Genomic DNA, 13,988 nt, shown 5'->3' with positions numbered 1-13,988 from the left:
ACCACTACCCCTTCCAAGCCGGGGGATCCACCTACGAGCTGGCGGTGTGAGCCGCTTTCTTTGCTTATCTTTCTTTGCGGCGGCAAAGAAAGTAAGTGCCGCCCCGCACAGAGGCAACACCAATAGACCACCAGGAATTCAAGGAAAGGCCAAGAAAAGAACCCTAAAAAACCCAGCCCAACACCAAAATCCCGAGATAAAAAAACCAAACCCAATCCAGAAAAAACCACAAACAAAAAGCCCCGCTCCACCGGGCCAAAAACTAGAGATAGCCCGCATTAACCCTTCTGTTCGACCCATCGCGCCGCAGGCAAATCAACAACAATCACTATCACCAGCACTAACGGCAAGCAAGCAAACCTCATGGCTACCACTCCCGCAAATCAGCAAGCCGCGCCCGCGTCCCCGGGCCCCTTGAAGCGCATCATCCTGATCGCCCTCATCGCTATCGTCGCCGCCGGCGCCGCCGGCGCAGGGGTGTGGTTCTTCCTGTCCAAACGCGCTCCGGCCGCCGCCACCGCAGCAGCGCCGGCCCCGGCTCCCGCTCCGACGTTCTTCCCGCTCGAATCGATGACGGTCAACCTGCAATCGGACGACGGCCAGCAGCACTTCCTGCGCATCGGCCTCACGCTCAAGCTCAGCGACCCGAAGACGCCGCAGGAACTCACCGATCACATGCCCGAAATCCGCAGCCGTATCCTGCTCGCGCTGTCGAACCATCATCCGGACGAACTCGCGCCGCTCGAAGGCAAGCACGCGCTTTCCACCGAACTGCGGACGCTGATCGAGCAGCCGACCGACAAGGGTGCCGCGCCGATCCACGTCCAGGACGTGTTGTTCACCGAATTCGTCGTGCAGTGACGTCCGTCGTGACGCTGTCCAGCACTGCCATCATCAACCGCCACGGTATGCACGAGGAATAAGGAATGGGCCACGAAGAGTTCATGTCCCAGGAGGAGGTCGATGCCCTCCTCAAGGGCGTAACCGGCGAGTCCGACTCTGAAGCCGAGCAAAGCGAGCGTGTAGGCGTACGTCCCTACAACATCGCGACGCAGGAACGCATCGTCCGCGGCCGGATGCCCGGCCTCGAAATCATCAACGACCGCTTCGCGCGCCTGTTGCGCGTCGGCATCTTCAACTTCATGCGGCGCTCGGCGGAAATCTCCGTCGGTCCGGTGAAGGTGCAGAAGTACAGCGAGTTCACACGCAACCTGCCGATCCCGACCAATCTGAACCTGGTCCACGTGAAGCCGTTGCGCGGCACGTCGCTGTTCGTGTTCGATCCGAACCTCGTGTTCTTCGTGGTCGACAATCTGTTCGGCGGCGACGGGCGTTTTCATACGCGCGTCGAAGGACGCGATTTCACGCAGACCGAGCAGCGCATCATCATGAAGCTGCTCAATCTGACGTTCGAACATTACGCGGCGTCGTGGAAAAGCGTGCGTCCGCTGCAATTCGAATACATGCGCTCGGAAATGCACACGCAGTTCGCGAACGTGGCGACGCCGAACGAAATCGTCATCGTCACGCAGTTCTCGATCGAGTTCGGCACGACCGGCGGCACGCTGCACATCTGCATGCCGTATTCGATGATCGAACCGATCCGCGACATTCTGTCGTCGCCGATTCAGGGCGAGGCGCTCGAAGTCGACCGTCGCTGGGTCCGCGTGCTGTCGCAGCAGGTGCAGGCAGCAGAAGTGGAACTGACCGCCGATCTCGCACAGGTGCCGATCACGTTCGAACAGATTCTGAACATGCGCAAGGGCGATGTTCTGCCGATCAACATTCCCGAGCACATCACCGCGAAAGTCGACGGCGTGCCGGTGATGGAATGCGGCTACGGAATTTTCAATGGTCAATACGCGTTGCGCGTGCAGAAGATGATCAGCGCAGCCGACACGATGAAGGAAGGTGGATATGAGTGATCTGAACACAAAGCCCGAGGACGAGCTGAACGCCGCCGCAGCGCAGGTTGCAGCCGACGCAGCGAGCGCCGAAGACGACGCGGCGCTCGCCGACTGGGCGAGCGCGCTCGCCGAGCAGAACGACAACACGAGCGAAATCAGCGCAACTACGGCCGGCGTGTTTCAGCCGCTGTCGAAAGTCGCGCCGAGCTCGACGCGCAACGACATCGAAATGATTCTGGACATTCCTGTCCAGATGACCGTGGAACTGGGCCGCACCAAGCTCGCGATCCGTAACCTACTGCAACTCGCGCAAGGTTCGGTGGTGGAACTGGACGGCATGGCCGGCGAGCCGATGGACGTGCTCGTCAACGGCTGTCTGATCGCGCAAGGTGAAGTGGTGGTGGTGAACGACAAGTTCGGTATTCGCCTGACCGACATCATCACGCCGTCCGAACGTATCCGGAAGTTGAATCGATGAAAGCCGTAGCCCGCCGCGCCGTGTTCCCTGCGTCGCGTCATGTTTCCAACCGTGCAGTGCATGCAGTGCTCAGCGCGAGCGCGGTGTTCTGCACGGTGTGCGCACCGCTCGCCGCTTACGCGGCCGACATGAACGCGGTCAACAACGCAGCGAAAATCGCGTCGGGTGTCGGCGCGGGCACGGCCGTTCCGGCGCTCGGCGTCGGCGCGGTGTTGCAAACGATCGTCGGCCTGCTGGTCGTCATCGGCCTGGTGTTCGGATGCGCGTGGCTCGCGCGCCGCTTCGGCTTGCAGCCGGGTAGTCGCGGCGGCCTCGTGAAGACGGTCGGCGGCACGTCGCTCGGCGGCAAGGAGCGCGTCGCAGTGGTCGAGATCGGTGATACGTGGCTCGTGCTCGGCGCGGCGCCCGGCAATGTGCGCCTGCTTCATACGATGCCGGCCGGTTCGGTCGCGATCGAGACCGCAGGCAATGCGCAAGCGGGCACGCCGGGCGCAGCAGGCACCGCGTTGACCGGCAGCTTCGGCCAGCGCTTTCGCGACGCTTTGAAAGGCGAAGTGAGCAAACGTTTCAACGGGCAAGGCAACGGGGTTCGGTAATGCAGTTCAGTCTTCAATCGGCGCATTGCGCGCAATCCAGCGGCACCTCGCGCGTCGCCGCCAAAGTGATCCGCACGTTGCGCCGCGCAGCTCCGTTCGCATCCGTCGCATTGCCCGCGCTGCTGCTTGCGCTACCGACGCTCTCGTGTGCGCAAACCGCCGGCTTGCCCGCCTTCAACACAAGCCCGGGCCCGAATGGCGGCACCACATATTCGCTGAGCGTGCAGACGATGCTGCTGCTCACGATGCTGTCGTTTCTGCCGGCGATGGTGCTGATGATGACGAGCTTCACGCGCATCATCATCGTGCTCTCGCTGCTGCGCCAGGCGCTTGGCACGACCACCACGCCGCCTAATCAGGTGCTGGTCGGTCTAGCGCTTTTCCTCACGCTGTTCGTGATGTCGCCGGTGCTCGACAAGGCTTACACCGACGGCTACAAACCCTTCTCCGAAGGCACGGTTCCGATGGAGACGGCGGTTAGCCGCGGTCTCGCGCCGTTCAAGACCTTCATGCTGCGTCAGACGCGCGAAAGCGACCTCGCATTGTTCGCGCGCATCTCGCACGCTGCGCCCATGCAAGGTCCGGAAGATGTGCCGCTGTCGCTGCTGGTGCCCTCGTTCGTTACGAGCGAGCTGAAGACCGGCTTCCAGATCGGCTTCACGATCTTCATTCCGTTTCTCATCATCGACATGGTGGTGGCGAGCGTGCTGATGTCGATGGGCATGATGATGGTGTCGCCCGCAACCATTTCGCTGCCCTTCAAGCTGATGCTGTTCGTGCTCGTCGACGGCTGGCAACTGCTGCTCGGCTCTCTCGCGCAAAGTTTTGTTTGACCGCGCCGCACTCTGCGCGCTCGCGTGGTTCACGTCCTTCACGTTGTTCAAGCTTCCGGTTGAATCGCCATGAATTCAGAATCCGTCATGACGCTCGCGCACCAGGCCATGTATGTCGGCCTGCTGCTCGCTGCTCCGCTTTTGCTCGTCGCGCTGGTGGTCGGTCTGGTGGTGAGCCTGTTCCAGGCCGCCACGCAGATCAACGAATCCACGCTGTCGTTCATCCCCAAGCTGCTCGCGATTGCCGTCACGATGGTGATCGCCGGTCCGTGGATGCTCACGACCATGCTCGACTATCTGCGCCAGACGCTCACCAGCATTCCGACGCTCGTTAACTGAGCCGCGTCTTCCTTCTTGAATCAAGCCCCGCCTCCGACATGTTTTCCGTCACGTACGCGCAACTGAACGCCTGGCTCACCGCGTTCCTATGGCCGTTCGTGCGGATTCTCGCGCTGGTTGCGACTGCGCCTGTGCTTGGTAACCGTGCGCTGCCGATGCGCGTGAAGATCGGCCTGTCGGCTTTCGTCACGATCATCGTCGCGCCGACGCTCGGCGCGCTGCCGCAAGTCACGGTGTTTTCCGCCGAGGGCGTGTGGATCATCGTCAATCAGTTCCTGATCGGGATTGCGCTTGGCATGACGATGCAGATTGTCTTTCAGGCGATCAGTGCTACCGGTGATTTCGTCGGCCTCGGCATGGGCCTCGGTTTCGCAACTTTTTTCGACGCGCAAGCCAGCAGCTCGAGCCAGGTGCTGTCGAGCTATATGTACACCATCGCGATGCTCGTATTCCTCGTGATCGACGGCCATCTTCAGATGATCAGCGCGCTGCTCGCGGCGTTCAATTCGCTGCCTGTGTCGGCGAATATTCTCGGTGCGCCGGGCTGGCGCACGCTCGCGAATTTCGGCAGTACGATCTTTTCCGCAGGACTTTTGCTGTCGCTGCCGGTGGTCGCGGCGCTGCTGATCACGAACCTCTCGCTCGGCATTCTCAACCGCGCGGCGCCGCAAATCGGCGTGTTCCAGATCGGCTTTCCGCTCACCATGCTGATCGGCATGCTGCTGTTGCAACTGATGATCCCGAACATGATTCCGTTCTTCACGCGTCTGTTCGAAATGGGCATCGATCAGATGGGACGTGTTGCGCTGGGGTTTAGATAAACGGGGCATTTTCGCCGTCGTGATTTTCGCCGACGTGATTCGCGGCGAAGTGCGCGAGGCAATAGCCCGCGGTGTATAGCCGCCAACTCGCGAGAACGAATGACGTTGAAGCCGACCGTGGAGGTCGGCTTTTTTATTTGCGGAAGGAGAAACCGCTCCTGACGTCCAATCCGCGCGCCGAATAGTCAACGCGGAAACAAACGCGTGAAAATTCTGCACTTCGCCAACAGGTGTGGATGTGTCATTCGTTTTCGGAGTCGTCTGATATGGCTGTCAACCAGTCTTGCCGGGTAATGCGTTGCCGCGGCAGGGACCCGCTTGTCCCTCGATGCAGCGGAGTGACCTATCCGGGCTGGAGACTTGAGCATGCAGAAAAAGCAGAAGAATCAAACGACGTGTCTGTTCGCAGCGACCGGCGCGAAGTTTGCCGTGATCTGCGACGGCAATCCGCTTGCGCTGTCTGCCTCGCATCGTTGCGGTGAAGCGCTGACTGGCGACATGCTGGCGCGGACCTCGAGCATCGAACGGGCTGCGGAATCATGATGCGTCGAATCGCTGTAGTCGGCGATCGGCTGGAACGCGGCGGCGAGATTCTCCCGTATGCCGGACCGACCTTCACCATCGGCGACGGGGATTACCAGGTCGCACTGATCGGGGGCGCGGCCTACTGCGAAGCCTGCAAGAGCACCGGCACGGTTGCGAAGGCCGGCGGCCCCGGCCGTATCGATTTCATGGGTGAAACTGCCGCCGACCGCGATATCGTCTTGTGCGGGTGCGCATCGCCGCCGCATATCATCGCCACACTTGCTGGAGAGTCATGATGCGACGACATGGCCGAATCAATGAGCGTGGTCGTCTCAAGCGAGACCCTTCGCGGCGGCGTCGAGTCAGTCATGACCGGCACGTATGACGAACAGGTCACAGCGATTGGGCGCGGCTCATTCGAAGGCTATCCGTATCTGATTGAAACAGCAGATGGGCAGGCGTTCTCAGGGCGACTGGACCGTAGCGCGCGGTTGCCGCGAGTCCACACCCACGCCGCGAGCGATTACACCGTGTATTGGGGCGATGAAGCCCTTGCAAGACAGGGAGTAGTTTGAAACATGCCGAACAACCGGACAGTGGTTACGACTAACTCCAGGCCGAATTCAGCCAGGGAAGTGCAGTTGAAGGCTCTGACTTTTCAAGAGCTATGGTCCGCATATCCAGACAAAGAGGATCCCTTCATTGACCTGAAAACCGGCGAGGTGCCGGAATACGCTGACAATCAGTGTGCGATTCGGCTAAGCATTACGCTTCACAATGTCGGAATCGAAATGAAATCGTTTCGTGGCGAAGGCCAAATTCGAATCGACGGTAAGCGAACGGCCCTTCGTGCTCGCGAGATGGCAGATTGGATTAAGTTGCGCCCATTTGCCGGGCTACGCTCGCCCGAAGACGTCACGGGATCGGACTGGCAAACAAAGGTGAAGGGGCGTACAGGTATCGTCTATTTCTCGGGTTACTGGGCCAGAGATACAGATAGCCACGGACAAACCAGCGGCGACCATATCGACCTGTGGAATAAGGATACGTTAACATCGCCCGGCCCTAGCGGGCGGATAACTTCATTCTTCAGATTCCGCATCGGGCTTTCTTCCGCGTGGTATTCAGATCTTTGAAAGTCGAGGCAAATTCTTTTTTGGGAGATCAAATGAAGCGTGCGGGATTGTCCGTGCTCTATCTCGCTGTTGGCTTGTTGGCGTCCTGGCAGTTCGCTGTGCTCGCTAGCAGGGTCGCACAACGATTTTCATGGCCGCTGATATCCACTCGCTGGCATGGCTGCTGGGACATTGAACACTGCATTGTCCCGTGGTGGACTTACGCAATTATCGCCATATTTATTGTCGGCCCTGCGGTTGGGTGGGCTATCGTTGGCTTTTGGCTAGGGCGAAGGATCACCCTTTGCCGACTTGCGGCGTCAGCAATAATTCTGGCGTTGGCGACCGCCGTTTTCTATGTGGTTTTTTACCTCGCCGTCTGGTCATAGACTCGCCGACAGACAAAGCCCCTGGAGCAGAAGCTAGCCGTCGCTAACTGGACGGGCCAGCAAGTGAAAGTTGCTTTGCGCGGCCGCCTGTGATTTTTTATCGGCTTGCGCCGCTCATCCTTGAAACCTACTCACTAGCGCAATCAATTCAGATACTGAAACAACGACATATTCTGGATCTTCACAAACGCCTGCTGCGCCGCTTGCAACGCGTTTTGCGCCAACGTGTATTTGCCGACCGTCTTGACCAGGTCTGTCTGCGTCAGGTCCGACAGGTTGCTGGCCGTTTGCAGTGTGTTGGCCTGCGTGACTGTCTGCAACGCCTTCACCTCCTGCTCACGGCCACCTACTGTCGCCTGCGCGGTCGTCACGTTGTTCATCGTGTTCTCGAGTTGCGTCATGCTGGTGGTGAGCGCGCTCTGGAAGCTCGCCGTCGACGCGCCGCCCGAGATCGGCGATTGCAGCGTGGTGATCAACTGGCTCAGATTCGCGAACACATCCATGCTGCCTTGGGTCGCGGGCGTCACCGAGAAGCTGTCGCCCGCGTTCGGCGCACCGCTGATCGATACCGACTGGCCGCCGAGCGTGATCGCCGTGCCTGCCGTGAACGCCTGCGGACCGCTCGTCGTGACCGTCCCGGTGGCAGGATCGGTCTGACTCACGGTGTAAGTCGTCGACGACGTGAAGTTGATCGAGTACGTGTTCGTGTTCGTCGGATCAGCCGGATTGGTCAGGCTCACCGTGCTGATCACCCCCGTGCCGGTGTTGCCCGCGGTCGCGGCCGGCACCGCACTCGTGCCGATCGGCGCAACGCTGCCGAAGATCGAAATGCCGTTGTCGCCGGTCTGCACGACATGCGAGTCCGTAATCTGCACGGCAGGTGTGCCCGTGTCGCCCGAATATGTGACCACGCCGGCAGAATTCGTCGTGTACGGCTGCGCGGCGCTCTGGAAACCGGCGAACAGATAGTTGCCCTGCGGATCGGTTGCGTTGGCGAGCGTCATCAACTGGTTGCGCAAGCTTTGCAGTTCCGTCGCGATCGAGCCCCGGTCGCCATTGTTGAGCGCCCCGTCGCCCGCGCGCAGCACCTGCATATGAATGTTTTCGAGCACGCTGCTGACGCTGCCAAGCGTCGTGTCTTCGAGTTGCAGCGACGCAAGCGCCGTGTTCTGGTTGCTCGTGTATTGCGCGAGGCTCGTCGCGGTCGAACTCAACTGCACGGCCTGCGCCGCGCCAAGCGGATTGTCCGATGGCGTGGAAAGGCTCACGCCGCTCGAGATCTGCGCGTAAAGCTGCGACAATTGAGCTTGCTGATCGCTCATCGTCGCCACGTTCATGGTGAAGTACTGCGTGCTGGAGATGCGCATGTTCAACGCCTCACTGGAAGATGCCAAGCAGCGTCTGGAACAGGGTCTGCGCGGTCTGGATCACCTTGCTGTTCGCCTGATAGAGCTGCTGATACTGAAGCAGATTGGCTGCTTCTTCGTTAATGTTGACACCCGAGACCGACTGCTGCGCGGTGGTGATCTGCGTCACCAGCGAAGCCTGCGCGGTGCTCGAAGTCTGGATCTGGTTCGTCTGGTTGCCGATGTCGTTGACGTAGTTCGCATATGCGCCCGTCAGCGTGACGGTACCGCCGTTCATCGACTTCGCCGTGGACAGGTTCGACAGTGCAAGCGCGTTGCGGCCGTCGTTGTTCGCACCGCTGTTCGGACCGATCGTGAACTTGTCGCCGGCAGCGGGCACGCCGCTGATGGTCACCGACACGTTGTTCATCTGGCCGGCCGTCGTGTTGTTGATCGTCAGACTCGCGCCCGTGCTCGACGAATACGGCACGATAGTCGTCGCGCTCGTAATCGGATAAGTGGTCGCGGGCGAGCCCGCCACGGTCACTGTGGAGCCGACCGGAAAGCCGGTGAGACCGGTGCCGTCGTAAGTCAACGTGGTGGTCGAGTTCGGCATCGTGTAGCCGGCCGCCACCGTGCCCTGCGAGATCGCGCCGGTGCCGGTGTTGGTGGACGCGGCTGCGCCGAGAACCGGCGACGCGGCGGCGATCGCCGAGGCGTCCGTCGTCGCGGTCGCAAAGCTGTTCAACGCGCCGCGGGTCGGTTCAACCGTGAACGAGTCGCCGGCATTCATGGTGCCGGTGGTCGAGAAATTCAGGCCGTTGATCGGCTGGCTCAGGTTGGTCGCCGATCCCACCACGCTGCCCGTCGAATTGTCGGTCAACGTGTAGGTCGTGCCGTTGAAGGCGAGCGTGTAGTCGCCAGTGGTCGGCTGCGCCGGGTTCGCGAACGACACGTTGAGCGACGCGTTGCCTGTGTTCTGCGTGTTCGCATAGACGGTCGGGCCGCCCACCGAAAACAGCGCGCCGCCCTGCACGCCGGCGAGCGTGATGCCGAGCGCGTTCTGCGCGTTGACCTGCGAGGCGAAGCTCACGGCAATCGCGCCGAGTTGGGCTTCAGCCGGATCGAGCGTCTGGCTGCGGAACGCAACGAGGCCGCCTAGCGTGCCGCCTTCGATCTTGCTGTCGGGAAGGTCTTGCGGCGCGGCGGCCGGATTCGCGCCGGCCTGGCCGAGGTACTGCACCGACAGTTCGCTGGAATCGCCCGTCGAAGGCGCGGTGCCCAGGTTGAAACTGTTGCCGCCCGACACGAGCGGCTGGCCGTTGCTCATGAACACGCCATAGCTGCCATTGCTGTTCACGACCTGCACGCCGATCAGTTGCGACAGATTCGACACGGCGAGATCGCGCTGATCGAGCAACTGGTTCGGCGGCTGACCTTGCGTGCTCGCGGCGGCAATCTGGCCGTTCAACTGCGCAATCTGCTGCGTGTAGCTGTTGATCTGCGAAACGGTGTTGCTGAGCTGCGTGTTGACGCTTTCGCGCAGCGCGTCATATTGCTGGCCGGCGGCGTTGATCTGGTTCGCGAGCGTCTGCGCGCCGCTCATCGCCGTCTGGCGCGTGGCGAGGCTCGAAGCGTTGTTCGAGACGTTCTGCAGGCCCGTGAAATAGCCCGTGACCGCGCTGGCAATGCCGGCAGTCGGACTGCCGATCAAATTGTTCAGTTGCGAGATCAGCGTGTTGTAGGTCGCGAGCGAGCTGCTCGACGACTGCGCGTTATTGAGTTGGGTCGTCAGATACTGGCTGTACTGGCGCGTGACCGTGACGGTCGAGACGCCCTGCGGCAGATAGCCCGAGCCGGTGTACTGCCCGCCCGTTTCCGCGAAGACCGGCGTTTCAATCGTATAGCCGGGCGTCGACGCGTTGCTGATGTTCTGGCCGGTCGTCGTGAGTCCCCATTGGGCTGCGTTCAGTCCACTGAGGCCAAGATTGATGAGATTGGACATGCGTCATCCTGAAGGGCGACAGCGCACACATGCCGCCGCGTTACTTGAACTTACTGTTTAACGGCTCGAGCGACCGGAAATTGAGGCCATTCACGACGCTTGCCAAAGTTTGTTTCAACGTTTGCGAGGTCGATGCACCGGGCCTGTGCCGGCGCGTTGCGTCCGGCCCGCCCGCTCAGCGAACCAGCGAACGGCGCTTCATTTCGAGCTGCGTGATGAGACGCTGAAGCGTATTTTCCGCGCTGCCCGGCAGCGTCAGAAAACGGAAGCCGAGCTGATAACGTTGCGTGCCGTTGGGCAGCGCGAGCGAGCGATGCGACACCAGTTGAAGGTCGAGCGACAGGCGGCCGAGCGTGCCGAGCGACAGCTCGCAATCGTCCAGACGCGTGCCCATCGGCAGATCCGCGACACGTTCGTCGGAAGTGCGCATGCCGACGCCGCCCAGCGACAGGTCATGTACCTCGAAGCGGAACGAATCGCCTTCCGGCAGACGCCCGCTGCACACGTATGGATCGAGAATCGGTGCGTCGACGCGGAAATACTCGCGGCGCTGCACATAGAACAGCACTTGGGGAAAGTCGGCTTCGAATGCCGGCAAACCTTCGAAGCGCGTTTCGCGCGGCGTGCCGGTGACGAACTCGACGCGCACGCCCTCGGGCGCCGCATGAAACTGGCAGTCCGCCGCGGCAAGCAGGCCGCGGTTCTGATCGGATAACGCACCCCAGTCGAAAGTGAAGGTGCGGCCGCGCACGTCGACGTCGAGCAGGCGCGTGACGAGCTGACCGCCCGCATATTGAACGGTGAGGAAATCCCCCCGATTCACGAGATTGCGCAGTTGAACGCCAATTTCGAGTGGATTGCGGCGGCCAAAATCGTGTGCACTGTCGTCTAGCGGAACGTGCGGCTGGACCTGCGTGTCGGTTTGGCCGTTCGACTGATTGGTTTCCATGAGCTTGCCGGTATGCATGTTCTTGCGGGCACGTGCCAGAGCTCCTGCCGGGGCTTTCACGCGGTCTTTCATTCCCGACCGCGGCACGCACATTCAACCGGACATTAACGCTTCCGGTATGGGTCTAACGGATTAGCGGCAGTATCGAGCCAAAATTTAGGGGCCGCTAATGATTTATTTAGAATAATCTCGCGCAAACGTTAAAGCCCCGGTAACTCGCCGATAACGTGTCTGTAAATCGTCTGTCGCCTGTTCGTCGCGTTTGGTGCCGTTCGCGTCGCCTTCTGGTCGCGATCGCGTCGCCTTTTTTGCGTCGCTATGCATGCATGCGTTTTCGCGGGTAAGCCGGCCACCTTCCGGCAGCCGGCTTCGTCCGTCTTGTCATGCACCTGGCCCCGTCGCGTGCATGGTTTTACCTGTTCAGCAAACTGCCTGTCTCGGCGAATCGCCGCCGTCCGATCGCATTAACGCCGGGTCAGCCCATCTTTTGCATAATGGACATCAGTTTCTTCGCGTAATGCGGGTCCGTTGCATAACCGGCGCGCTGCATACCGTTCGCAAAACCCTTCACGTCGTGCGCGGAATTGATGACCTGCGCGTAGCGCGGATTACCCTTGAGCAGGCTCGCATAATCGGTCATGGCTTCCTGATACGAATCGTAGGCGCGGAACTTCTCGACCACGCGCTGCGGCTTGCCGTGCACATATTCGGTGGTGAGGGTGGAAACCGTCTTGCCGGTCCAGTCCTTCGTCGCCTTGATGCCGAACACGTTGTGGCTGGTGCTGCCGTCCGCTTTCTTGATCTCGCTCTTGCCCCAGCCCGATTCGAGCGCGGCCTGGCCGATGATGAAGCGCGCCGGAATGCCAGTCGCCGCGCTGGCTGCCTGCGCCGGACCCGCGAGCTTGTCGACGAACGCGTCGACCTTCGGCGAGCTGCCGTCGCCTTTTAACGGCGGCGTGAGCGCGCTATTGGCCGAGTAGCCCTTGCCCATCGCGAGCTGACCGTTGGCTTGCGCATTGCCGTACGCCTTGGCGAGCGCGTTGAGCGCCGCGGTCTGGCCTTCGTCGCCGCCGCTGCCGCCGCCGAGCGCGTTGGCCATGCCCGCTAAACCACCCGCGCCACCCGCGCCGCCTGCTCCGTTCGGACCGCTCACCTGCATGCCCTGGTTGCGCATCAACTGCTTGAGCATCGCGTCGGCCACGCCGATGCCCTTCTGCGACATCTGCTGCGACAACTGCTGATCCATCATCGACGTGAAGGTCGCGCTGTCGTGCGAATCGAACGGGCCGTCTTGCGGCGTCGCATCGCGCATGCTCTTTAGCATCATCTGCGTGAAGACCGCGTCGAACTGCTGCGCGGCCACTTTCATGCCAGCTTGCGGCGACGCCTTGGCCTGCGCGCTCAGCTTCGCGAAGCCCTGTACGTCGAGCGCGAAGCGCTGGGTAAGATCGTTCGCCGCTGCGGCGGAATTGGTCGTATCCGAATTCATCTGCTGTCTTCCTTAGATGATTTCCAGGTCGGCGCGCAGAGAGCCCGCCGCTTTCATCGCCTGCAGGATCGACATCAGATCCGCGGGCGTCGCACCCAATGCGTTGAGCGCCTTCACCACATCAGCGAGATTCGCGCCGGCGGTCACGAGCTTCAGCGCGCCGTTGTCCTGCTTCATCTGAATCTGCGACTGCTTGGCCACAACTGTCTGGCCGTTCGAGAATGCGCCCGGCTGGCTCACCACCGGCTGTGTGTTGATCACGACGGACAGGTTGCCGTGCGCGACCGCGCAGTTCTGCAGCGTGACCATCTGGTTCATCACGATCGAGCCGGTGCGCGCGTTCAGGATCACCTTCGCGGCGGCCTGCGCCGGCTTCACGTCGAGGTTTTGCAACTGCGCCATGAAGGCGACTTGCTGCTCCGGATCGGTCGGCGCGCGCAGCTGGATCGTGCGACCGTCGAGCGCCGTGGCCGTACCGCCGCCAAATGCGTTGTTCACCGCCGCCACCACGCGCTGCGTCGTGTCGTAGTCCATCTCGTTCAGGTCGAGCTGCATCGTGCCCGCTTGCGATACCGACGTCGGCACCGCGCGTTCGACGATCGCGCCGCCGGCGATACGGCCCGCAGCCAGCGTGTTGACCTGCACCTTACTGCCGTTCGCGCTCGCGCCGGCGCCGCCGACCGCGAGATTGCCCTGGCCGAGTGCGTACACCTGGCCGTCGGCGCCCTTCAGCGGCGTGAGCAGCAGCGTGCCGCCGCGCAGGCTCTTCGCATTGCCGAGCGACGAGACGGTGACGTCGATCTGTTCGCCGGGACGCGCGAACGGCGGCAACACCGCCGTCACCATCACTGCAGCGACGTTCTTCAACTGGACGTTCGACAGCGACGATTGTGAGTTGCTCGAACCGGCCGCCTGGTTGTTGATCGAGATACCAAGGTTCGCCAGCATGTTGGCGAGTGTCTGCGTGGTGAACGGGGTCTGCGTTGTCTGGTCGCCGGTGCCGTCGAGACCGACGACGAGCCCGTAGCCGATCAGCGGATTGTCACGCACGCCCTGAATCTGCACGAGGTCCTTCAGACGCTCCGCGTGAGCGGGCAGCGCCGCCGGCAGCGCCGCGCACGCGAGCGCGATGAAGGCAAGCGCACGGCCGATCTTGCCGGCGCACGCGTGGAAGCGGATTGAGACAGTACCCATGA

The 13,988-nt window shown here is 61.6% G+C and carries 16 protein-coding genes and 1 pseudogene; 12 read left to right on the top strand and 5 right to left on the bottom strand.

What is annotated here, in order from left to right:
- From F759_RS43615 to F759_RS37380, 12 genes and pseudogenes are all read left to right on the top strand, one after another.
- A pseudogene (locus tag F759_RS43615) lies at nucleotides 1-418 on the top strand (hypothetical protein); the annotation flags it as partial.
- A complete protein-coding gene (fliL, locus tag F759_RS0107470; protein WP_027799299.1) occupies nucleotides 364-861 on the top strand; it encodes a flagellar basal body-associated protein FliL in 498 nt (165 codons plus the stop codon). The pseudogene F759_RS43615 and the gene fliL, both read left to right, overlap by 55 nt.
- A gap of 65 nt (nucleotides 862-926) precedes the next feature.
- Nucleotides 927-1,925 (top strand): flagellar motor switch protein FliM, encoded by a 999-nt coding sequence (fliM, locus tag F759_RS0107465; protein WP_020070762.1) that lies wholly within the window; start codon nucleotides 927-929, stop codon nucleotides 1,923-1,925.
- Nucleotides 1,918-2,385 carry a flagellar motor switch protein FliN gene (fliN, locus tag F759_RS0107460; RefSeq protein ID WP_027799298.1) on the top strand — a complete coding sequence of 156 codons (468 nt, stop codon included), beginning with the start codon at nucleotides 1,918-1,920 and terminating at the stop codon, nucleotides 2,383-2,385. The genes fliM and fliN overlap by 8 nt, the downstream gene beginning before the upstream one ends.
- Nucleotides 2,382-2,981, top strand: a complete 600-nt coding sequence (fliO, locus tag F759_RS0107455) for a flagellar biosynthetic protein FliO (RefSeq protein ID WP_027799297.1) — start codon at nucleotides 2,382-2,384, stop codon at nucleotides 2,979-2,981. Before fliN ends, fliO begins: the two co-directional genes overlap by 4 nt.
- Nucleotides 2,981-3,814, top strand: a complete 834-nt coding sequence (fliP, locus tag F759_RS0107450) for a flagellar type III secretion system pore protein FliP (RefSeq protein WP_027799296.1) — start codon at nucleotides 2,981-2,983, stop codon at nucleotides 3,812-3,814. Before fliO ends, fliP begins: the two co-directional genes overlap by 1 nt.
- Nucleotides 3,815-3,883: 69 nt before the next feature.
- A complete protein-coding gene (gene fliQ, locus F759_RS0107445; protein ID WP_027799295.1) occupies nucleotides 3,884-4,153 on the top strand; it encodes a flagellar biosynthesis protein FliQ in 270 nt (89 codons plus the stop codon).
- A 38-nt stretch (nucleotides 4,154-4,191) separates the two neighbouring features.
- Nucleotides 4,192-4,974: a flagellar biosynthetic protein FliR gene (fliR, locus tag F759_RS0107440; RefSeq protein WP_027799294.1), complete on the top strand. Its 783-nt coding sequence runs from the start codon at nucleotides 4,192-4,194 to the stop codon at nucleotides 4,972-4,974.
- A gap of 366 nt (nucleotides 4,975-5,340) precedes the next feature.
- Nucleotides 5,341-5,517, top strand: coding sequence for a hypothetical protein (locus F759_RS42825; protein ID WP_154670905.1), 177 nt, complete (start codon nucleotides 5,341-5,343; stop codon nucleotides 5,515-5,517).
- On the top strand, nucleotides 5,514-5,795 hold the full coding sequence (locus F759_RS44980; protein ID WP_036023741.1) for a PAAR domain-containing protein: 282 nt from the start codon (nucleotides 5,514-5,516) through the stop codon (nucleotides 5,793-5,795). The genes F759_RS42825 and F759_RS44980 overlap by 4 nt, the downstream gene beginning before the upstream one ends.
- 9 nt (nucleotides 5,796-5,804) lie before the next feature.
- The gene (locus F759_RS44975; RefSeq protein WP_244438794.1) at nucleotides 5,805-6,074 is read left to right on the top strand and encodes a hypothetical protein; all 270 of its coding nucleotides are present in this window, start codon (nucleotides 5,805-5,807) and stop codon (nucleotides 6,072-6,074) included.
- Nucleotides 6,075-6,134: 60 nt separating this feature from the next.
- On the top strand, nucleotides 6,135-6,635 hold the full coding sequence (locus F759_RS37380; RefSeq protein WP_322787081.1) for a type VI secretion system amidase effector protein Tae4: 501 nt from the start codon (nucleotides 6,135-6,137) through the stop codon (nucleotides 6,633-6,635).
- A gap of 511 nt (nucleotides 6,636-7,146) precedes the next feature.
- Here F759_RS37380 and flgL read toward each other — a convergent pair.
- The 5 genes from flgL to F759_RS0107395 form a co-directional block, all read right to left on the bottom strand.
- Entirely contained in the window at nucleotides 7,147-8,370 is a 1,224-nt protein-coding gene (flgL, locus tag F759_RS0107415) for a flagellar hook-associated protein FlgL (protein ID WP_027799292.1), read from the bottom strand.
- A gap of 10 nt (nucleotides 8,371-8,380) precedes the next feature.
- Nucleotides 8,381-10,354, bottom strand: a complete 1,974-nt coding sequence (gene flgK, locus F759_RS0107410) for a flagellar hook-associated protein FlgK (protein ID WP_027799291.1) — start codon at nucleotides 10,352-10,354, stop codon at nucleotides 8,381-8,383.
- Between the two features lie 175 nt (nucleotides 10,355-10,529).
- Entirely contained in the window at nucleotides 10,530-11,303 is a 774-nt protein-coding gene (locus F759_RS0107405; protein ID WP_209440477.1) for a flagellar brake protein, read from the bottom strand.
- A 475-nt stretch (nucleotides 11,304-11,778) separates the two neighbouring features.
- Complete coding sequence (gene flgJ / locus F759_RS0107400) at nucleotides 11,779-12,792, bottom strand: flagellar assembly peptidoglycan hydrolase FlgJ (protein ID WP_027799289.1); 1,014 nt, start codon at nucleotides 12,790-12,792, stop codon at nucleotides 11,779-11,781.
- Nucleotides 12,793-12,804: 12 nt separating this feature from the next.
- On the bottom strand, nucleotides 12,805-13,986 hold the full coding sequence (locus F759_RS0107395) for a flagellar basal body P-ring protein FlgI (RefSeq protein ID WP_027799288.1): 1,182 nt from the start codon (nucleotides 13,984-13,986) through the stop codon (nucleotides 12,805-12,807).
- Nucleotides 13,987-13,988: the final 2 nt, after the last annotated feature.

The organism is Paraburkholderia dilworthii (assembly GCF_000472525.1).
GTDB classification, from domain to species: domain Bacteria; phylum Pseudomonadota; class Gammaproteobacteria; order Burkholderiales; family Burkholderiaceae; genus Paraburkholderia; species Paraburkholderia dilworthii.
The sequence above is the reverse complement of the archived record's forward strand: the minus strand, read 5'-3'. Positions and strand labels throughout refer to the sequence as shown.

Bases quoted from the DNA above. Each gene is read 5' to 3' on its own strand.
- fliL (WP_027799299.1), top strand. From the start codon at position 364: ATGGCTACCACTCCCGCAAATCAGCAAGCCGCGCCCGCGTCCCCGGGC.
- fliM (WP_020070762.1), top strand. From the start codon at position 927: ATGGGCCACGAAGAGTTCATGTCCCAGGAGGAGGTCGATGCCCTCCTC.
- fliN (WP_027799298.1), top strand. From the start codon at position 1,918: ATGAGTGATCTGAACACAAAGCCCGAGGACGAGCTGAACGCCGCCGCA.
- fliO (WP_027799297.1), top strand. From the start codon at position 2,382: ATGAAAGCCGTAGCCCGCCGCGCCGTGTTCCCTGCGTCGCGTCATGTT.
- fliP (WP_027799296.1), top strand. From the start codon at position 2,981: ATGCAGTTCAGTCTTCAATCGGCGCATTGCGCGCAATCCAGCGGCACC.
- fliQ (WP_027799295.1), top strand. From the start codon at position 3,884: ATGAATTCAGAATCCGTCATGACGCTCGCGCACCAGGCCATGTATGTC.
- fliR (WP_027799294.1), top strand. From the start codon at position 4,192: ATGTTTTCCGTCACGTACGCGCAACTGAACGCCTGGCTCACCGCGTTC.
- F759_RS42825 (WP_154670905.1), top strand. From the start codon at position 5,341: ATGCAGAAAAAGCAGAAGAATCAAACGACGTGTCTGTTCGCAGCGACC.
- F759_RS44980 (WP_036023741.1), top strand. From the start codon at position 5,514: ATGATGCGTCGAATCGCTGTAGTCGGCGATCGGCTGGAACGCGGCGGC.
- F759_RS44975 (WP_244438794.1), top strand. From the start codon at position 5,805: ATGGCCGAATCAATGAGCGTGGTCGTCTCAAGCGAGACCCTTCGCGGC.
- flgL (WP_027799292.1), bottom strand. From the start codon at position 8,370: ATGCGCATCTCCAGCACGCAGTACTTCACCATGAACGTGGCGACGATG.
- flgK (WP_027799291.1), bottom strand. From the start codon at position 10,354: ATGTCCAATCTCATCAATCTTGGCCTCAGTGGACTGAACGCAGCCCAA.
- F759_RS0107405 (WP_209440477.1), bottom strand. From the start codon at position 11,303: ATGGAAACCAATCAGTCGAACGGCCAAACCGACACGCAGGTCCAGCCG.
- flgJ (WP_027799289.1), bottom strand. From the start codon at position 12,792: ATGAATTCGGATACGACCAATTCCGCCGCAGCGGCGAACGATCTTACC.
- F759_RS0107395 (WP_027799288.1), bottom strand. From the start codon at position 13,986: ATGGGTACTGTCTCAATCCGCTTCCACGCGTGCGCCGGCAAGATCGGC.